The sequence below is a fragment of the Tateyamaria sp. genome (assembly GCF_039940735.1).
Lineage (GTDB): Bacteria > Pseudomonadota > Alphaproteobacteria > Rhodobacterales > Rhodobacteraceae > Tateyamaria.
In genome coordinates this window covers 1-18,647 of the sequence record NZ_JBDVGB010000004.1, presented here as the reverse complement: position 1 = coordinate 18,647, position 18,647 = coordinate 1, and the positions used below count along the sequence as shown (strand labels likewise).

General features: G+C 54.6%; 16 protein-coding genes, 1 tRNA gene and 1 pseudogene. 6 read left to right on the top strand and 12 right to left on the bottom strand.

Going from position 1 to position 18,647, the window contains the following annotated elements; translation table 11 throughout:
• Window positions 1–37 precede the first annotated feature (37 nt).
• The gene (gene recA / locus ABJF76_RS00695; protein ID WP_413821537.1) at window positions 38–1,120 is read right to left on the bottom strand and encodes a recombinase RecA; all 1,083 of its coding nucleotides are present in this window, start codon (window positions 1,118–1,120) and stop codon (window positions 38–40) included.
• A gap of 198 nt (window positions 1,121–1,318) precedes the next feature.
• Here recA and ABJF76_RS00690 point away from each other — a divergent pair, with 198 nt between their 5' ends.
• Window positions 1,319–1,918, top strand: a complete 600-nt coding sequence (locus ABJF76_RS00690; protein ID WP_413821607.1) for a gamma-glutamyl kinase — start codon at window positions 1,319–1,321, stop codon at window positions 1,916–1,918.
• A gap of 32 nt (window positions 1,919–1,950) precedes the next feature.
• Here ABJF76_RS00690 and ABJF76_RS00685 read toward each other — a convergent pair whose 3' ends face one another.
• From ABJF76_RS00685 to guaB, 3 genes are all read right to left on the bottom strand, one after another.
• Complete coding sequence (locus ABJF76_RS00685) at window positions 1,951–4,167, bottom strand: ATP-binding protein (RefSeq protein WP_413821606.1); 2,217 nt, start codon at window positions 4,165–4,167, stop codon at window positions 1,951–1,953.
• A 254-nt stretch (window positions 4,168–4,421) separates the two neighbouring features.
• Complete coding sequence (locus tag ABJF76_RS00680) at window positions 4,422–5,579, bottom strand: RsmB/NOP family class I SAM-dependent RNA methyltransferase (RefSeq protein ID WP_413821536.1); 1,158 nt, start codon at window positions 5,577–5,579, stop codon at window positions 4,422–4,424.
• 44 nt (window positions 5,580–5,623) lie between these two features.
• Complete coding sequence (guaB, locus tag ABJF76_RS00675; RefSeq protein WP_413821535.1) at window positions 5,624–7,072, bottom strand: IMP dehydrogenase; 1,449 nt, start codon at window positions 7,070–7,072, stop codon at window positions 5,624–5,626.
• Window positions 7,073–7,231: 159 nt separating this feature from the next.
• Between guaB and speB the strand changes: the two genes are divergently transcribed.
• The 5 genes from speB (at window position 7,232) to ABJF76_RS00650 (ending at window position 11,825) form a co-directional block, all read left to right on the top strand.
• Window positions 7,232–8,185, top strand: coding sequence for an agmatinase (gene speB, locus ABJF76_RS00670; RefSeq protein WP_413821534.1), 954 nt, complete (start codon window positions 7,232–7,234; stop codon window positions 8,183–8,185).
• A 235-nt stretch (window positions 8,186–8,420) separates the two neighbouring features.
• On the top strand, window positions 8,421–10,457 hold the full coding sequence (locus ABJF76_RS00665) for an ASKHA domain-containing protein (protein WP_413821533.1): 2,037 nt from the start codon (window positions 8,421–8,423) through the stop codon (window positions 10,455–10,457).
• Window positions 10,454–10,876: a hypothetical protein gene (locus ABJF76_RS00660; protein ID WP_413821532.1), complete on the top strand. Its 423-nt coding sequence runs from the start codon at window positions 10,454–10,456 to the stop codon at window positions 10,874–10,876. Before ABJF76_RS00665 ends, ABJF76_RS00660 begins: the two co-directional genes overlap by 4 nt.
• On the top strand, window positions 10,873–11,715 hold the full coding sequence (locus ABJF76_RS00655) for a class I SAM-dependent methyltransferase (protein ID WP_413821531.1): 843 nt from the start codon (window positions 10,873–10,875) through the stop codon (window positions 11,713–11,715). Before ABJF76_RS00660 ends, ABJF76_RS00655 begins: the two co-directional genes overlap by 4 nt.
• 36 nt (window positions 11,716–11,751) lie before the next feature.
• Window positions 11,752–11,825: transfer RNA gene (locus tag ABJF76_RS00650), tRNA-Gly, on the top strand.
• Window positions 11,826–11,995: 170 nt separating this feature from the next.
• On the opposite strand, the gene ABJF76_RS00645 is transcribed toward ABJF76_RS00650, so the two are convergent.
• From ABJF76_RS00645 to ABJF76_RS00610, 8 genes and pseudogenes are all read right to left on the bottom strand, one after another.
• The gene (locus ABJF76_RS00645) at window positions 11,996–12,178 is read right to left on the bottom strand and encodes a hypothetical protein (protein ID WP_413821530.1); all 183 of its coding nucleotides are present in this window, start codon (window positions 12,176–12,178) and stop codon (window positions 11,996–11,998) included.
• A gap of 269 nt (window positions 12,179–12,447) precedes the next feature.
• Window positions 12,448–13,503: a sugar phosphate isomerase/epimerase family protein gene (locus ABJF76_RS00640; RefSeq protein ID WP_413821529.1), complete on the bottom strand. Its 1,056-nt coding sequence runs from the start codon at window positions 13,501–13,503 to the stop codon at window positions 12,448–12,450.
• A 21-nt stretch (window positions 13,504–13,524) separates the two neighbouring features.
• Window positions 13,525–14,646: a Gfo/Idh/MocA family protein gene (locus ABJF76_RS00635; RefSeq protein WP_413821528.1), complete on the bottom strand. Its 1,122-nt coding sequence runs from the start codon at window positions 14,644–14,646 to the stop codon at window positions 13,525–13,527.
• Window positions 14,639–15,403 (bottom strand): sugar phosphate isomerase/epimerase family protein, encoded by a 765-nt coding sequence (locus ABJF76_RS00630; RefSeq protein ID WP_413821527.1) that lies wholly within the window; start codon window positions 15,401–15,403, stop codon window positions 14,639–14,641. Before ABJF76_RS00630 ends, ABJF76_RS00635 begins: the two co-directional genes overlap by 8 nt.
• A 17-nt stretch (window positions 15,404–15,420) precedes the next feature.
• A complete protein-coding gene (locus ABJF76_RS00625) occupies window positions 15,421–16,500 on the bottom strand; it encodes an ABC transporter ATP-binding protein (protein ID WP_413821526.1) in 1,080 nt (359 codons plus the stop codon).
• Between the two features lie 6 nt (window positions 16,501–16,506).
• Window positions 16,507–17,412: a carbohydrate ABC transporter permease gene (locus ABJF76_RS00620; RefSeq protein ID WP_413821525.1), complete on the bottom strand. Its 906-nt coding sequence runs from the start codon at window positions 17,410–17,412 to the stop codon at window positions 16,507–16,509.
• Window positions 17,405–18,322: a carbohydrate ABC transporter permease gene (locus ABJF76_RS00615; RefSeq protein WP_413821524.1), complete on the bottom strand. Its 918-nt coding sequence runs from the start codon at window positions 18,320–18,322 to the stop codon at window positions 17,405–17,407. The genes ABJF76_RS00620 and ABJF76_RS00615 overlap by 8 nt, the downstream gene beginning before the upstream one ends.
• 78 nt (window positions 18,323–18,400) lie before the next feature.
• Window positions 18,401–18,647: pseudogene (locus ABJF76_RS00610) on the bottom strand (carbohydrate ABC transporter substrate-binding protein); the annotation flags it as partial.

The window sequence follows — 18,647 nt, the reverse complement described above, 5'->3', positions numbered from 1 at the left end:
ATGCAGAGGTGGTCAAACGGACCCTAGTGGCACGTGATCATGGTTCCAAAATATCGTCATCGTTGGCGATTTTTTCATGCTCAGGTAAATCGAAATCCAGACCATGTGCGGCACGAATTTTGTCTTCGATTTCAAGGGACATGCGTGTATTTTCCTTCAGGAAGGTCTTGGCATTTTCGCGCCCCTGCCCAATCCGTTCGTCGCCATAACTGAACCACGATCCCGATTTGTCGACCACGCCTGCCTTCACACCAAGGTCTAGAAGCTCACCCATTTTTGAAATGCCTTCACCATACATGATGTCGAATTCCACCTGTTTAAAGGGCGGCGCAACTTTGTTTTTAACAACTTTTACACGGGTCGCGTTGCCAACAATTTCGTCACGATCCTTCAAAGCCCCAATCCGGCGAATATCAAGACGCACCGAGGAATAGAATTTCAGCGCATTCCCACCGGATGTGGTTTCAGGGCTACCAAACATCACACCAATTTTCATCCGAATCTGGTTGATGAAAATCACCATACAGTTTGTGCGACTGATCGAGCCTGTCAATTTGCGCATCGCTTGGCTCATCAAACGGGCTTGAACGCCAACGCTACTGTCGCCCATGTCACCTTCGAGTTCGGATTTTGGCGTCAAGGCAGCGACCGAATCGACAACAACCATATTTACGGCCCCAGAACGCACGAGGGTATCGGTAATTTCCAACGCCTGCTCGCCTGTGTCGGGCTGTGAAATGAGCAACTCGTCAAGGTTAACGCCAAGCTTTCGCGCGTATTGTGGGTCAAGCGCATGTTCAGCATCTACAAACGCACACACACCCCCTGCCTTTTGTTGCTCAGCAATACAGTGCAGTGTTAGCGTAGTTTTACCCGAAGATTCAGGACCATAGATCTCACAAATACGACCCATAGGCAGACCACCAATGCCAAGAGCAATGTCCAAACCAAGTGAACCGGTCGAACTGGCCGTGATGTCCATGACGGCGCCCTTGTCGCCCAGTTTCATGATCGATCCCTTACCAAACTGACGTTCGATTTGGGCCAGCGCACTGTCCAGCGCCTTTTGTTTATCTGCTGTTTTTTTATCTGTCATTGTCAAAAGGTCTGCCGTTGCCATGAGTTTCGATCCTTTGTGTCATACCCGTTGAGGAGCAGCAATCGCTGGTGTATCTGCTTTTTGTTCCCCTTGCGTTCCTTATGCGATCAAAAGGAGAACATTTCAATAAATTTCTACGAACCCATCTTTTGCCAACAGTCGTTAAAGAGTAGTTTACGCATAAGCCGCTTGGGCGAATAAATGGATGAGGCGTGTCAGATGTTGGTGTTTTACAAAGCAAAGCTTGCTTTTCTATCGGTGCCAAAGACCGGAACAACAGCCTATGAGGCAGCGCTGCGCGATCATGCAGATTTGGTAATTTCGGAACCAACCATGCTAAAACATGCACCGGTTTATCGCTATAATCGTTTCGTACGCCCGATGTTCTTAAAGGTATGTGACACCGAACTTGAAATAATGGCCGTGATGCGTGAGCCTATCAGTTGGCTGGGAAGTTGGTGGCGCTATCGCCAAAGGCATTTCATGCTGGGTAAAGCGAATGCAACTCACGACATTAGTTTTGACGAGTTTGTTCTTGCGTATATGAAGGGGAAGAAACCAAGTTTTGCGGATGTCGGAAGCCAGTTCAAATTTCTTGAAGGCCAACCGAACGGAACGAGTGTCTCTCATCTCTTTCGGTACGAAGATCAACTGCGCATACAACGCTTTTTAACAGAGCGTTTGGGCGTCAGTTTTGAATTGGAACGGGAAAATGTCTCGCCTAGCGTGCCCGTTTCATTGTCATCAGATGTTGAGGAACGGTTCCGGCGCAAATTCAAAGAGGAGTTTGACCTTTATGACAGTATCTCTGATGATTGATTTTCCAAGTCCAGCCTCATGATAACGTCGCTCTAATGCAGCTGATTATGTACGGTTTCAGCTAAATCATTGAGAGAAAACGGCTTGGGAAGAAACACTGAATTTGGAATGCTCTCCTGTTGATCGTTCAACCGATCTTCGGCGTAACCTGACACAAACACGACGCGCACTTCTGGACGTTCTTTCAACGCTTCGCGGACCCAACTTGGACCGTCTTTGCCCGGCATCACGACGTCCGTTACGAACAAATCCACGCTTAGGTCGTCATCTTCTAACGTCTTCAACGCTGCCTCTGCGGAATCAGCTTCAAGCACGGTGTAGCCTCTTAACCGCAGCGCCCGGCTCGCAAATGCCCGAACCGGCGCTTCATCTTCGACCAATAAAATGACGCCTTCCCCATGTTTAGGCTCAACGTTTGTTTCCACCTTCTGGACTCTCTTAGGTGTGGGCGATGCGCATTCCAATACAGGGAACATGATGGAAAAACACGTCCCACGGCCCAATGTGCTGTCTACAAAGATGAAGCCTCCAGTTTGTTTGACAATGCCGTATGCGGTCGACAAACCGAGCCCTGTCCCTTCACCAGTGCGCTTGGTGGTGTAAAATGGTTCAAACACCTTTTGTAACTTATCTGCCGGAATCCCCACACCGGCATCCATGACCCGCAGACACACATAATCTCCGACAGGCACACTCACCCTGTCTCGTTCCAACGGATCACCCAGGGTGATACATTCGGTTTCGATTTGAATTTCGCCACCATCGGGCATCGCATCTCGCGCATTGACAACAAGGTTCATTAAGACCTGCTCCAACTGGCGTTTATCGGCACGGATCGGTTTAAGCACCGGGTCATGAGATAGGTTTAATCGAACTTTTTCGCCGACAAGTCGGTTCAACAAATGTGTGAGGTCAGCCATCGTATCGCGCAAATCTAATTGCTCTGGACGTAACATCTGTTTGCGCGAAAAGGCGAGCAGTTGGCCAACAAGCGCCGCAGCTCGATTCGCATTTTGGTTGATTTGCATGAGATCGCTATAATCCGTGTCACCTTGATCATGACGCAGCAACAATAGATCGCAGTGTCCTGAAATCGCTGTCAGCAAGTTGTTGAAATCATGCGCAACACCACCTGCCAGTTGTCCAATTGCCTGCATTTTTTGGCTTTGGACAAACTGCGCTTCTAGTGTTTTCAACTCTGTCGCATCCGCTAAAACTGCCACAATAGACGTTTCATCCTGGTCACCCATACGGTTCAGCGCGACCTGAACAAACATTTCTTTATCGGTGCGTTTCAGGCGTAGGAATTCAGATTGCTGCACCGCACGCCCAGATATAGTTTCTCCGATCCAGTCCGCAATTGGACGACCAAGGCCTTCCATCAACGTCGAGATATGCACCCCCTCAACCAACCCTGGGCCAACAAGATCCGCCCCCTTTCGGTTAAAGCTTCGCACCTCGCCCTGTGACGAAAACCGGATCAGAGGCACTGGCAAATCTTGAAACGACGACCATGTTGGTTTGGATGGTCCAGTGGTTTCGGCGTCGCTTGGAGGGGGCAATAAATAGATAGCCGAGCGCCCTGCCCCTGCGTCCACTTTGCTGGCCAGCACCTGTGTTTTGCCATCCGAGGTCGTGACAAAATTCATCTCGCCCGACCGCACAGGAAGGACGTCAAATATAGCGTCCAAGGATTTTGACCGTGTGCCGATCAGTGAACGCGCGCCTTCATTCATGTAAAGCACAGCACCAGTGCGACCGACCATCACCATCGGCAACCCCGGCCCATCAGACCCGCGCGACTGCCGTGTGTCTGAAATTGCTTCCAACCGCCACAAAAAATGTTCGGGATTCAGCGCATGAACAGCGAGGCGCATATAGCCCTTTCGCGTTACAATATCTTCGCGCGCGGCGCCGTTTTCCATTTCAGAAGTGGCCTTTAGGCGGAAAATAATGCCGCCTGGATTGGCAAATGTGTTACGCAACGTGCCCGCGAGCGTTTCGCCTGCACAGGTTCCAAACGCCTTGCGGGCGGTGGCGTTTGCACACACGATTTCGCCATCCCCGGTACAAACGAAACTGGACGAGACATCCCTTTCAATGAAACTGGTGATCGCGGCCATTGCATGATCTTGAGTAGATCGCATTTTACGCGTCGACAAAGTCACGGCGAACCCAAGCCCCATCAAGGCCAAAGCCACTGCGCTCAAGCACAACTGAATCAAAGGTTCTGGTGCAAGTGCAGCCATCACGCCAAATAAAACCGCCGCTGCCAATACGCCCTGAGCACGGCGCGCACCGTTTTGTAAAAGCCACGTTAGCCTACTTTGGGAAAGCGCGCTGTCAGTCACCGGCCACCTCATACCTGTCGATTCGTTCCGCTTGTTTTGCAGCAAGAACGGTTAACCGGCCCTTAATCGACGCAAAATTACACCTAGGTCGTTACCACCCTAGCACAACCCAAACGATTTTATCTAAACTTAAAGTTGTGACGCGCGGCAACTCAGGTTTTCGAGAGCACGGCAACAAAGAAACCATCACCGGATGCATCGACCGACCAGCTTTCGCTGCGCACAAGTCGCCATCCATCGTGGCGCGTCAAAAACGCATTGACCTGCCCCATGTTTTCGCGCGGCAAGACCGAACACGTGGCATAGATAAGCTGGCCACCGGGTTCGACATGTTTGATGGCCGCATCCAAAACATCGGCCTGCAACGTAATCAATGCGTCAAGCCGATCCGGGGTCAAAGCCCATTTCGCCTCGGGGGCGCGCCGCCAAGTGCCCGCGCCCGAACAAGGTGCATCGCACAGCACCAGATCAAACAGCCCTGCGGTGCCAACATTGTCCGGCGAACATTGCTTAATATCATGCCCACCACGCGTGGCACGCACCGGCAAATCACGCATCCGACCTTCATCGATGTCGTGCGCCGTTACGGCCCAACCAAGGGCCGCCAATGCCAGTGATTTTCCACCACCGCCGGCGCAATAATCCAAAGCACGCCCCGTGCCCGAAATGCCAAGAATCGCTGCTTGGCTAGATGCATCCTGCATCTCAACCAAACCGGTCAAATAGCTGGAGGCATTGCGCAATCTCCGGGGGCCTTCGGTGACGGTCAAAGCTGTTGGCGCACGCGGGTTTGGCACGGTTTCGACGCCTTCGCTGCGCAATTGGGCCTGAACCGCGTCGCGATCTGTCCGGGTCGTGTTCACGCGCAAGGTCACAGGCGCACGCTGGGTCAAAGCCAGCGCCGTCGTTTCAGCGGCGTCACCAAGGCCGGATTTGAATGTCTCGACCAACCAATCCGGTAGGTTCCAAAGATCACCTATCGTTTCAGGGGTTTGGCCCGCCGATGTTTCTTGTTCGCTCAACGGTTCAGGCGCATGGCCGACACCGTTAAAAAACGTTTCACTCTCCAGATCAGCGCCGCGCAAACGACCAATCATGCGCGTGCGGCCAGACGTGCCACCGCCTCGCACCGCGTCACTGCGCCAATGGCGCAAGGCGTCATACACAAAGTCCCGCACTGCCGCACGATCGCCAGAACCCGCAAACCGACTGCCACGCGCCCAACGGGTCAAGGCGGCTTCGGCCGGTTGACCATCGTTGATGCTATCCAAGATCTCGATAGCCGCCGCAACGCGGGCGCCAGGTGTCATTGTGCGAACATCACTTTAAATACGAAGCGCAACATACTAATCTATCACCCAATTCTGTAATTTGGAGACTCGCGTGTGATCTGCACGTCATGCACATGGCTTTCCTTTAGGCCAGCGCCCGTAATCTTGACGAACGAACAGTTCTTGCGCATCTCATCCACGGTCGCACAGCCGGTATACCCCATAGCCGCGCGCAAACCGCCAACCATTTGGTGCACGACAGCCCCGGCGGAACCTTTGTAAGGCACTTGCCCTTCAATCCCCTCGGGAACCAACTTGTCGCTGGCTGCGTCCGCTTGAAAATACCGATCCGCAGAACCGCGCGCCATGGCGCCAAGACTGCCCATACCGCGGTAGCTTTTGAAGCTACGTCCTTGATAAAGAATAACCTCACCGGGGGATTCATCTGTTCCTGCAATCATGGACCCAACCATCGCGCAGCTTGCGCCCGCAGCGATTGCTTTGACAAAGTCACCCGAGAACTTGATGCCACCATCTGCGATCACAGGCACGTCACCCGCCGCAGCTGCGCAGTCCATAACGGCCGTCAGTTGCGGCACACCAACACCGGCAACCATGCGCGTCGTGCAAATGGAACCGGGGCCGATGCCCACTTTGATTGAATCAGCACCCGCATCGATCAAGGCACGTGTCGCATCTCCGGTCGCGACGTTGCCTGCCACGATTTGAACCTCGTTGGACAGCGATTTGGCGCGACGTACAGCCGCCGCCACCCCTTCGGAGTGCCCATGAGCCGTATCAATCACGATCATATCGACGCCGGCGTCTACAAGTGCTTCGCAGCGCTCAAAACCGGCATCGCCAACGGTTGACGCTGCAGCCACCCGCAATCGGCCCAAGCCGTCCTTGCAGGCCGTTGGGTTAAGCACGGCTTGTTCGGTGTCTTTCAGGGTCAGCAAGCCCGTCAGCTTGCCCTTTCCGTCGGTCACCAACAGTTTTTCGATCCGGCGCGCTTTCATAAGGCTAATCGCCTCGTCGCGATCCGCAGGTTCGGTCAAAATGGCCAAGTTTTCCGTGCTCATCATCACTGACACCGGCGTGTCATCATCGGTGGCAAAACGCATATCGCGATTGGTGACGATGCCGACAACGCGGCCCTGATCATCAACGACGGGAAACCCGGTAACCCGGTAATGGTCTTGCAAGGCCTTAGCGTCAGCAAGTGTCTGATCGGGCCGCAACGTGATCGGGTTATACACAATGCCGGATTCGAACCGTTTGACCCTGCGCACTTCTTCGGCCTGGGCCAGCAGATCAAGATTGCGATGTACAACCCCCATGCCACCCGCCTGCGCCATGGCGATGGCCATCCGCGCTTCGGTCACAGTATCCATAGCAGAACTAAGAAGTGGAATATTCAGCGCGATCGACCGCGTCACATGCGTGCGGGTGTCGGCTGTACTTGGCAGCACGTTGGACGCGGCTGGAACAAGCAAAACATCATCAAAAGTAAGCGCCTCGCGAATCTCCATGGGGGTCTCCTTGGGAGGGTTCGTTTGACGATTTCGTATGTCATGACCCTTTTGGGATGAAAAGGGGCAATTTGGCCGATCTTGGGACAAACCGTTGGACTTGCAACGCCGCGCCACGACTGCGAGTGTTTTGACACAAATGCGATGGGGCCACGACACATGAGCAACACCTACGATTCCGGCCGATTGAACTTGCCTTTTGTGGGGATTTCGACCTTCGGCAAACGCCCCTATGTTGACGATTGGAAGGTACTCGATGCCGACGTCGCGATCCTTGGCGCGCCCTTTGATGCCGGAACACAGTGGCGATCAGGCGCACGTTTCGGTCCAAGGGCAGTGCGCGAGGCGTCAACCTTGTTCAGTTTTGGCCACGGCGGCGCCTATGATCACGAAGACGACGCGACCTACCTGCCAAACACCGTGCGCATCGTGGATATGGGGGATGCCGATATTATCCACACGGACACGATTGGCTCGCACCGCAATATCGAAACTGGCGTACGCGCCGCCTTGAGCGCGGGCGCACTGCCCGTCACCATCGGCGGCGATCATTCGATCAACATCCCCTGCATTCGCGCCTTTGATGGTCAAGGCGACATCCATATTTTGCAAATTGACGCGCATCTCGACTTTGTGGATGAGCGACACGGCGTGCGCCACGGCCACGGCAACCCGATGCGACGCGCGGCAGAGCAGGACAATGTGACTGGCTTGACCCAAGTGGGTATCAGAAACGTCAGTTCAACCGCGCGCGAAGGCTATGAAGATGCCCGCGCCATGGGGTCGGACATCATATCCGTGCGCCAAGCCCGCGACATGGGACCGCAGGCCGTGGTCGACCACATTCCTAAAGGTGCGCGCGTCTATATCACCATCGACATCGACGCCTTCTGCCCCTCCATCGCACCTGGAACGGGCACACCCAGCCATGGCGGTTTTTTGTATTACGACGTACTCGAAATACTGCAGATAGCGGCCAAACGGCACGACATTGTCGGCGTCGATCTGGTCGAGGTCGCGCCGGATTACGATCAGACCGGCAGCACCGCCATTCTTGCAGCGCAAATATTGATGAACCTGCTGGGGTTCATTTTCCATGCACGTGGTGTGTGATTAGTAGGTGCCGAGGGGGCCAGCCCCCGCCTTCGGCCCCCCGGAGTTTTTCTTGCAAGATGAAGATGGATCGGCCCCCCTGCTTCATCTTGCTAAATAAACTCTCCCCGAAGGGTCGCTTTCCACTCTCGCATCGATCAAAATTGACGCGCTCGCGTTGCTCTTTGTCGCATGACGGCTTTCCCTTTTTTGTCTGCGCCCTATGTTGCCTCCAACCAACAAATCCGAGGTCCAAATGAGCACCGATCCCCTTGTCGTCTTTACCCCGTCTGGCAAGCGCGGGCATTTCCCCACAGGCACGCCGATCCTAACGGCTGCGCGCCAGCTTGGTGTGGACCTTGATTCTGTCTGCGGTGGGCGCGGCATTTGTTCCAAGTGCCAAATCACGCCCGGCTTGGGAGACTTTGCCAAGCACGGTGTATCCGTCGCGCCTGACGCTTTGTCCGAATGGAATAGTGTCGAGGAACGTTACAAATCAAAGCGCGGTCTAATTGAGGGGCGTCGTTTAGGCTGTCAGGCCACCGTGCAAGGCGATGTGGTCATTGACGTGCCCCCTGAAAGTCAGGTCCACAAGCAAGTCGTGCGCAAGCGCGCCGAGGCACGCGACATCACTGTGAACCCTTCAACCAAACTGTGTTATGTCGAGGTTCAAGAACCGGACATGCACGAGCCTTCAGGCGATCTTGAGCGCCTCGCGCGCGCGATCGAAGCCGAATGGGGCATCACAAATATTCACGCAGATCTGCACATCCTGCATGTGATGCAGCCCGTCCTGCGCAAGGGCGAATGGAAAGTCACCGTCGCCGTCCACCTCGGAGACGAAGAAAACCCGCCGCGCATTATGCACATCTGGCCGGGTTATTACGACGGGACCGTTTATGGCATCGCCGTCGATCTGGGGTCGACCACCATTGCTGGTCACTTGTGCGATCTAATTTCGGGCGAGGTTGTGGCGTCTTCGGGCATCATGAATCCTCAGATCCGCTTTGGCGAAGATCTGATGAGCCGCGTCAGCTATGGCATGATGAATACCGGCGGCGCACAAGAAATGACCCAAGCGGTGCGCGAAGGCATGAATGCGTTGATCACCCAAGTTGCCTCTGAAGGACAGATCGACAAGCAGTTGATCGTGGATGCGGTGTTTGTCTGTAACCCAGTCATGCATCATCTGTTTCTGGGCATAGACCCGTTCGAATTGGGGCAAGCGCCTTTTGCGCTGGCGACCTCTAATGCGATGCGCCTGCGCGCAGACGATCTGCAACTGGGCATCCACCCGTCGGCGCGGGTCTATCTGTTGCCGTGCATCGCGGGCCACGTGGGTGCCGATGCCGCCGCCGTGGCGCTGTCCGAAGCGCCCGACAAGTCCGAAGACCTCGTGTTGGTTGTCGATGTGGGCACCAATGCCGAAATCCTGTTGGGCAACCGCGAAAAAGTACTGGCCTGTTCATCGCCCACGGGCCCCGCCTTTGAAGGCGCGCAAATTACAGCGGGTCAACGCGCCGCGCCGGGTGCGATTGAGCGGGTCGAAATCGACCCAACCACCAAAGAACCGCGTTTCCGCATTATCGGCGTTGACGCATGGTCTGACGAAGACGGTTTTGCCGAGGCGGCTGCCGGATCAGGCATTACAGGTATCTGTGGTTCCGGTATTATCGAAGCCATCGCAGAAATGCGCATGGCCGGCCTGCTTGACCCATCCGGCTTGATCGGAAGTGCTGTGCAAACCGGAACAGACCGTTGCATTTTGGACGGGCGGACGCATTCCTATATCCTGCATGATGGCACCGAACATGGCGGGCCGCTAATTACGATCACCAACCCCGATATCCGCGCGATCCAAATGGCCAAGGCCGCGCTTTATTCTGGTGCCCGTCTGCTGATGGACAAGTTCGGCGTCGAAAGTGTTGACCGCGTGGTGCTGGCCGGCGCGTTTGGCGCGCATATCTCGCCCAAACATGCCATGGTGCTGGGTATGATCCCAGATGCTCCGTTGGACAAGGTCACCTCTGCTGGCAATGCGGCTGGCACGGGCGCGCGCATTGCATTGCTGAACCGCGACGCGCGCGGCGAGATCGAAGAAACCGTGCGCCGCATCCACAAGATCGAAACCGCGATTGAGCCGCGTTTCCAAGAACATTTTGTAAACGCCTCGGCCATTCCGAATGCGGTCGAACCGTTTCCGATTTTGAATTCTATCGTCACCTTGCCGCAGGTTAGCTTTAACACAGGCGGCGACGAAAAAGGCGGGCGGCGCAGAAGGCGGCGCGGATGAGGTTCCTCGCCTCTCTTTTTGCCATCTGCGCAAGTGCGGTCTCTGCGCAATCTATCATCTCGCAATCGCAAGGTGACCCAGCCCTTGTCGCGGCACTATACCAGCCCGGCCTGATCGTGGACCGCGTGGTCACTTGGCCGCTTGATTGGGATCGCCAAGCGCCAATGGATTTACTGGTGCAAACCAGTTACGCCAATGCATCAGGTGGAAATGCGACGTTTCTGGAATTCCGCATTGCGACGCCCTCGCCCTTGGGGCCCATTTTGGGTGACACGTTTATCTTGCCCGGCAATGGGATCAAAGAGGTTCAAAGCCACCCACAAGGCGCGTTCTTGATCCAATATCAATACCGGGACGGCGACTCTCGCTGCTGCCCAAGCGGAAGTGTCACCACCATTCTAGATCGCGGGATTCCATGAGCAACACAGACCAGCAAGAATTTTGGAGCGACCGGGCCGGCCCGTCATGGATCGCACGACAAAGTCAACTGGACGCCCTGTTTCAACCGGTCTTGGACTTGGTCTTGGACAGCGCCGATCTGACAGCGGGCATGCGTGTACTGGACGTCGGGTGCGGAACTGGCACCAGCGTCGCGCAAGCAGCAGATCGTGTTGGGGCGTCGGGTCACGTGACGGGCATCGACATCGCACAAACTATGCTGGGCCAAGCTGAACGTACCTTTTCAAATAGAACAAATGTGTCGTTTGCAAACAATGATGCCCAGACTTATCCCTTTGATTTAGAACAGTTTGACGCGCTAATTTCGCGCTTTGGCGTTATGTTCTTTTCCGACACGACCGCCGCCTTTGCGAACATGGCGCGCGGACTTTGCAAAGGCGCGCGCCTGACGATGGCCGCATGGGGGCCCGCGCCGAAGAACCCATTTTTTATGACACCAGCGGCAGTGGCCAAAACGATGCTTGGGCCGTTGCCGCCGGTTGATCGCACCCTGCCCGGCCCGTTTGCATTTGAGGACGCAGACCGCATTCTGCCAATGCTGCGCGACGCGGGTTTGACCGATGTCGCAGTGCAAAGCGTCGATCTTGCGCTGACCCCGGCGGGCGATGCGGCAACTCTTGCGCGCTTGTGTTGCGACATTGGCCCGGCGCAATCGGCATTGCAGCATCACGATGCCACCGCACAGGATCGCGCCAACCTTGAGGCCGCAATCGCCGCACAATTTGCCGCCAATGACACGGCCCAAGGGCTGCGCATTCCGGCGTGCATCAATCTCTATAGCGCACGCAAACCCGCTTGACGCCACGCGCCCTCGCCCCTATCTCACGGGACAGCGGCGGGTATGGTGAAAAGGTATCACGGCAGCTTCCCAAGCTTTAGTTACGAGTTCGATTCTCGTTACCCGCTCCAATCAAAGACGACTGTTGACGATGGCACACGGCATTGGTGATTGATGTGTCGGGCAAAGCCGCCATTCGTTGCAGTTGCGCCAACGACGGCTTTTGGGTGTGGTCAACATCACATAGGCGAAATTATGTAATTTTAGAAAGCCGCTGAAATAAGCCCATAAGCTATAAGGTTTATTTACCTGACCTCCTAAAATACTCATTTTCAATAGCTTTTGATATTGGAACGGCTAAAAAAAGCACACCAAGCAGCAAAATATCACGCAAGAACCCGCGATTGTCTCCCATAGCAGCAACACCTGCCTTCATGGCGAGAATGGTAAAAAGGAAGTAAGCTAAATATCTAATTGCTCTCATGGTTCCTACCTATCAGAACGTTTGGTATTTGGCGAATTTTACCTAAAGTGTATCAAGTAAACGACCGTTAACTCGATACACTCGATTGGCCAAAGCTCATTTTCGTTCACCTTGCAGCATCGGTTAATCTAGATTCAATGGCACCATTCGCCTTCCAGCAGCATACAAACTTGCCGCAAACAAGCACCCTTTCGCTTACGGCCAGCAATCAAACCTATCGGCTAAAAATACCCGCTTGTCATAGCCTTTCAATAAACCGCAGCGTTTTCTTAAAACCCCATCATCTTGCGTAACGCCGCCGGATCTGACGCGCCGCCTGCAAAATCGTCAAAGGCCGTCTCGGTTCGGCGGATCAGATGATCGGCGATGAAAGGTGCCCCTTCGGCCGCGCCCTGTTCAGGGTGTTTCAGGCAGCATTCCCATTCCAGCACTGCCCAGCCGTCAAACCCATATTGGGTCAGGCGTGAAAAAATACCTTTGAAATCAACCTGCCCGTCCCCAAGCGATCGGAAACGTGCTGCGCGGTCTGTCCAATCGGAATAGCCGGAATATACCCCCTGTTTGGCCGTTGGATTAAATTCAGCATCCTTGACGTGAAAGGCGCTGATGCGGTCGTGATAGACGTCGATGAAGCCTAAATAATCCATCTGTTGCAATAAAAAATGCGAGGGATCATAGGTAATCGTGCACCGTGAGTGGTTGTCGAGAGCAGTAAGAAATCGATCAAAGGTGGTGCCGTCAAACACGTCTTCTCCGGGGTGGATTTCAAAACCCATATCCACACCGTTTTCGTCAAACACATCCAAGATCGGCTTCCAACGGCGGGCCAGTTCTGTGAATGCTTCGTCAATCATGCCCGCCGGACGCTGCGGCCATGGATAGAGATAGGGAAACGCCAAAGACCCGGTAAAACCAACGGCGCCCGTCAATCCAAGGTTCTTTGAGGCCTTCGCCACTTTGGTCACCTGATCCACCGCCCATTCTTGACGTGCCGCAGGGTTGCCATGCACGTGCGCGGGCGCAAAGCCGTCAAAAGACGTGTCATAGGCCGGATGCACCGCCACCAGCTGCCCTTGCAAATGGCAAGACAGTTCAGTGATCGCAACGCCGTGTTCAGCGCAGATGCCTACGATCTCGTCGCAATAGGTCTGGCTGCTGGCCGCTTTTTCTAGATCAAAAACCCGCGCGTCCCATGTTGGGATTTGCACGCCTTTATACCCCAAATCCGCCGCCCATTTCACGATTGTAGGCAGCGAGTTAAACGGGGCCTCATCGCTTAGGAATTGGGCAAGAAACAGCGCGGGACCTTTGATAGAAGACGACATGTGTACAACTTTCTTTTTATATCAGACCAGTAGATCGCGCGCTTGATCTGGATCAAGCACTTCGGGTCGCGAGCAGGTGGTCTTCATATTCATGACTGTCCCAGTTTCGCCCGCCTCAAGAATGGCCGTCATGACTTCCACCACATGGGTCGCGAAGGCGTCATTACAGCGATGCGCGCGCCCTGCGGTGATCGACAGTGCCATATCGGACAGGCCGGCGCCTCGATAGTTGGCTTTGACCTCTTCGAAGTTTGGGACGTTGAATGGGTGATCCCATGACTTTTCGACCGCCGCGCTACCGCGATCCGTGACGGTCAGTTCTCCGCCAAAAAAGTTGGGGTCCGGCACGTTCATGGTGCCTTCGGTGCCGTAAAGTTCCATGATCGGGTGATCGTTGGCCCACACATCCCAACTGGCCAGCAACGTGATGATCGCGCCACTTTCAAAGGCCAGAACCGAATGGATCGTTGTAGGCGTTTCAACCGGCACGGTTTCGCCATTGCGCGGACCATTGGCGATGGTGCGTTCTTTGCGTGCCATACCGGTGAAACTGGTGACCTTAGACACGGGGCCAAGCATCTGCACCAGATTACAAATGTAATAGGGGCCCAAATCAAGGATCGGCCCCCCGCCCTTTTGGAAAAAGAAATCGGGGTTCGGGTGCCAGTCTTCCATGCCGCTGCCCATCACCACGGCGGTGCCTGACATGACGTCCCCAATGGTGCCCGCATCGATCAGTGCGCGCGCAAGCTGGTGGCTGCCGCCCATAAACGTGTCCGGTGCAGACCCGATGCGCAGCCCTTTGGAGCGCGCAAGATCGCCAAGTTCTTGCGCCTCAGACAAGCTTAGCACAAACGGTTTTTCAGAATAGACGTGCTTGCCCGCGTTCAGAATGGCGCGCGACACCTCGACATGGGCCGCAGGAATGGTGAGGTTGATAACAAGATCAACGTCCGTCGCGGCCAGCAATCCCTCAACCGTTTCGGCGCGTACATTAAATTCTGATGCGCGTGAACTCGCGTTGTCCATGTTGATGTCGGCCACTGCCACGATGTCGTAGCCTTTGAACATCGGTGCCAGCTGCAAATACGCTGCCGAGATATTGCCACACCCAATGATGCCAACGCCCAAATCTTTAGTCATGCGTGTTCTCCCACAGGGTTTTGAACGCAGCAGCCGAATGGCGGGCATAGGCGACAGGATCGCTGGGCTTGTCGTGTTCCAGCGCATAGATCAGGTTCGCAGACTGGCTGCGGCAGGCTTGCAACAGGGCAGCCCAATCCATGGTCCCTGCCCCAAGATCAGCCCATCCGTCCTCGTGCTCGTTGGTGCCAGCGGTGGCAATGTCTTTGACGTGAACAACACTCAGACGGTTGCCATAGCGTTCGATATACTCTGCCGGGTCACGCCCGCCGCGCACGATCCACGCCAGATCGGCCTCCCACGTGATGTCGGGCGCATTGTCTAACAGGATATCCATGGGCGTGCTGCCATCAGCCAGTGCCACAAATTCAAAGTCATGGTTGTGCCAGCCAAATGGAATGCCATGCGCGGCATAGGCCTTGGCGGCGGCATTCAGGCGACCAGCCAATTCGACATAGCCAGCGGAGGTTGTCGGGCGGTCTTTTTCCTCAAGATATGGAGCAAATACTTGTTTTACCCCAAGGGTTTTGATGATGGTCATAGTGCCATCAAAATCAGCCTCGATATCCGCCAGCGCCATGTGAGCGGTCGGCATCGACACCCCGTTGGCATCCATTGCCGAGCGATAGGCAGCCACATCGCCATAGACACCGCCATACCCTTCAACTTGGGTGATCCCCATGCCGGGCAATTGCGCCAAAAGGCCGATTTGGTCAGCGCATTCGCGCATCGAATAAAGTTGCAGAGCCAAAGTCATGTCATTTTCTTTCGAAGTTAAAGGCGTATTTCACTAGCGACATCAAACAGATGCAGCCGCGTGGCATCAAAGCCGATGGTGAGCGTGTCACCAGATTCAAGGCCTGATTGCCCGGCCGTGCGCACCCGTACGGATTGGCCTGCAAAGTTGACCCAAACCAAAGTGTCTGAGCCCATGGGTTCAACAATGTCGATTTCCGCCGTGCCGGTATAAGTGGCCCCATTGGCCGCCTCGCCCGTCAAGATGTGTTCAGGGCGAATACCCAGCCATGCGGCACCGTCCGGGCGCGTCGGTTGGGCAAATTCATAACCCGCAACATCCAATGCAAAGCCGTCACAAGAAAACTGCGATCCCGCCAGCTGCCCCGTAAACAAGTTCATCGCGGGTGAGCCGATAAAATCAGCCACGTACTTGTTGCACGGTTTGGCATAGATCACTTCGGGGGTATCCAATTGCTGGATCATGCCGTCTTTCATGATCGAAATCCGGTCGGCCAATGTCATGGCCTCGACCTGATCGTGGGTCACGTAGATCATGGTGTTTTTTAACTGCTTGTGCAGACGTTTCAGTTCCACCCGCAGATCCGTGCGCAGCTTGGCATCCAAGTTCGACAGCGGTTCATCAAACAAAAACACATCCACATCGCGCACCAAAGCACGCCCAATGGCGACGCGTTGACGCTGCCCGCCTGACAAAGCACCGGGTTTGCGATCAAGCAGATTGGTGATTTGCAAAATTTCAGCGGCGCGGTTCACACGTTCGGCAATTTCAGCCTTGGGCACCTTGGCGTTTTTCAACCCAAACGACAGATTTCCGCGCACGGTCATCTGCGGATAAAGCGCGTAGGATTGAAACACCATGCCAATGCCGCGTTCAGACGGTTCGGCCCAAGTGACATTCTGACCCTTGATAAAAATCTGCCCGTCGGACACTTCCAAAAGCCCGGCGATGCAATTCAGCAAGGTGGATTTGCCGCAGCCCGATGACCCCAGCAACACCAAAAATTCGCCCTCGGCAATATCAAGGTTGAGGTTCTTAAGCACGTTCACCGCGCCAAAGCTCAGGTCCAGATTTTTGATTTCGACAGAGTGTGTCATAAGTAATCAGCCCTTGACTGCGCCCGCAGCAATGCCGCGCACAAAGAGTTTGCCAGAGGCAAAATAGATGATGAGAGGGACCAGACCGGTCAGCAAAGTGGCCGCCATATTGACGTTGTATTCTTTGACGCCTTGCACCGAATTCACGATGTTATTCAGCTGCACCGTCATGGGGTACGTCGCTGGCTTGGTATAGATCACGCCAAATAGGAAATCATTCCAGATTCCAGTGACTTGCAGGATGATCGCCACCACAAAGATCGGCAGCGCCATGGGCACCATGATCTGGAAATAGATTTGCCAGAACCCAGCGCCGTCCACGCGTGCGGCTTTGAATAATTCTTCGGGGATTGACGCAAAGTAGTTGCGAAACAGCAGCGTCAGAATTGGCATGCCGAACACTGTATGCACCAACACCAAGCCGCCAATTGACCCCATCAAACCAATCTCGCGCAGCAGGATCACGATGGGATAAAGCATCGTTTGATAAGGAATGAACGCACCGATGATCAGGATGGTAAAGAAGGTTTCGGATCCTTTGAACTTCCAGTTCGACAGCGCATAGCCGTTGATCGACGCAATCAAGATCGACAGGATAATCGACGGGATTAGGATGCGCACCGAATTGCCAAAACCACGCGACAGCCCGTCGCAATTGATTCCTGTGCAGGCCTCGGCCCATGCTTTGACCCACGGCTGAAACGTGACCTCCATCGGTGGGCCAAACACATTGCCCAATCTGATTTCGGGCATGCCTTTCAGCGACGTCACAATCATTACGTAAAGCGGCAGCAGGTAATACATGGAAACCACGATGAGCGTGCCATAAAGGAAAATATTATTGCGCGAGAACGCTTTTTTCGGTTTGGGCCCACGCGGCCCGGCATCTGGGTTAGTGATGATATCAACCACGTTTGCGCCCTCCGAATTCAAGGAACGCCCAAGGGATCAGAATGATCACAACCGAGCACAGCATCATGGTCGAGGCCGCAAACCCCTGCCCCAAATTCTGAGCGCGGAACATAAACTCGATCACGTATTTTGCAGGCACTTCCGAGGCAAGCCCCGGCCCGCCCCCTGTCATCGCCACAACCAGATCGTAAAGTTTGATAATGCTTGCGGCGATCAGCACAAGGGCCGTCACAAACACCGGGCGCATCATCGGGATAATCACAACAACATAGGTTTTGATGGTGCCAATCCCGTCAACGCGGGCAGCTTTCCAGATGTCTTCGTCAATCCCGCGCAAACCGGCCAGCATGATACACATAATCAGGCCAGTGCCTTGCCACAGACCCGCGATCAGCAAGCCCAAAAGCACGGTATCAGGGTCATTCAAAGGGTTGAATTCAAAGGTTTCAAAGCCCCAGCCACGCACGACACTTTGCACCCCAAAGTCAGGGTTCAAAATCCACTGCCACGCAAGGCCCGTGACCACAAACGACAAGGCAAACGGATACAGAAAAATCGTGCGAAACGCGCTTTCAAAACGGATTTTACGATCCAAGCAAGCGGCCAGCGCAAAACCAAGCACCAGCGTCAGGATCATGCAGAAAAACCCATAAATCCCAAGGTTCTTTATCGAAATGATCCAGCGATCAGAATCCCAAAGACGTTCGTATTGATCAAACCCGACCCAACGTTCACGCGGCAACATGCGCGATCCGGTAAAAGAATAGACAACCGTCCAACCGGTGCCACCCACAAACACCACAAGCGCCGTCAAGATCATCGGGATCGACGCCAGTTTGGCCATCACGTTCTTGAATAAGCGATTGGGGCGTTTGCCGTGTTTTGGCAAATGGTCTGAGGCCACGGTCATCGTGTAGGCTCCAAATCAGGGAAATTCTGTGCAAAGGTTGGCCCGGCAGCACACCGCCGGGCCGTATCGTCCGAGCGCTTAGTCGGCGTCTTCGATCAGCTGCGCATAAGATTCTTGCGCATCCGCCGCCGACATATCGCCAGACCAGAACTGCGCCATCAGGTCTTCGATCTGCAACGTGGTATCCTGAGAGAACGACAGATCAGACGATGGCAACACGCCGCCGTCTGCCAAGATCTGCAAACCTTTTTGCATGCAACCATTTGCGGCCGACAAATCAACGTCACCGCGCACTGGCAATGACCCTTTGGCAAGGTTGAAATCC

Excerpts from the sequence above, each read along its gene's own strand:
- recA (WP_413821537.1), bottom strand. The coding sequence starts at position 1,120 with ATGGCAACGGCAGACCTTTTGACAATGACAGATAAAAAAACAGCAGAT.
- ABJF76_RS00690 (WP_413821607.1), top strand. The coding sequence starts at position 1,319 with ATGTTGGTGTTTTACAAAGCAAAGCTTGCTTTTCTATCGGTGCCAAAG.
- ABJF76_RS00685 (WP_413821606.1), bottom strand. The coding sequence starts at position 4,167 with ATGGCTGCACTTGCACCAGAACCTTTGATTCAGTTGTGCTTGAGCGCA.
- ABJF76_RS00680 (WP_413821536.1), bottom strand. The coding sequence starts at position 5,579 with ATGACACCTGGCGCCCGCGTTGCGGCGGCTATCGAGATCTTGGATAGC.
- guaB (WP_413821535.1), bottom strand. The coding sequence starts at position 7,072 with ATGGAGATTCGCGAGGCGCTTACTTTTGATGATGTTTTGCTTGTTCCA.
- speB (WP_413821534.1), top strand. The coding sequence starts at position 7,232 with ATGAGCAACACCTACGATTCCGGCCGATTGAACTTGCCTTTTGTGGGG.
- ABJF76_RS00665 (WP_413821533.1), top strand. The coding sequence starts at position 8,421 with ATGAGCACCGATCCCCTTGTCGTCTTTACCCCGTCTGGCAAGCGCGGG.
- ABJF76_RS00660 (WP_413821532.1), top strand. The coding sequence starts at position 10,454 with ATGAGGTTCCTCGCCTCTCTTTTTGCCATCTGCGCAAGTGCGGTCTCT.
- ABJF76_RS00655 (WP_413821531.1), top strand. The coding sequence starts at position 10,873 with ATGAGCAACACAGACCAGCAAGAATTTTGGAGCGACCGGGCCGGCCCG.
- ABJF76_RS00645 (WP_413821530.1), bottom strand. The coding sequence starts at position 12,178 with ATGAGAGCAATTAGATATTTAGCTTACTTCCTTTTTACCATTCTCGCC.
- ABJF76_RS00640 (WP_413821529.1), bottom strand. The coding sequence starts at position 13,503 with ATGTCGTCTTCTATCAAAGGTCCCGCGCTGTTTCTTGCCCAATTCCTA.
- ABJF76_RS00635 (WP_413821528.1), bottom strand. The coding sequence starts at position 14,646 with ATGACTAAAGATTTGGGCGTTGGCATCATTGGGTGTGGCAATATCTCG.
- ABJF76_RS00630 (WP_413821527.1), bottom strand. The coding sequence starts at position 15,403 with ATGACTTTGGCTCTGCAACTTTATTCGATGCGCGAATGCGCTGACCAA.
- ABJF76_RS00625 (WP_413821526.1), bottom strand. The coding sequence starts at position 16,500 with ATGACACACTCTGTCGAAATCAAAAATCTGGACCTGAGCTTTGGCGCG.
- ABJF76_RS00615 (WP_413821524.1), bottom strand. The coding sequence starts at position 18,322 with ATGACCGTGGCCTCAGACCATTTGCCAAAACACGGCAAACGCCCCAAT.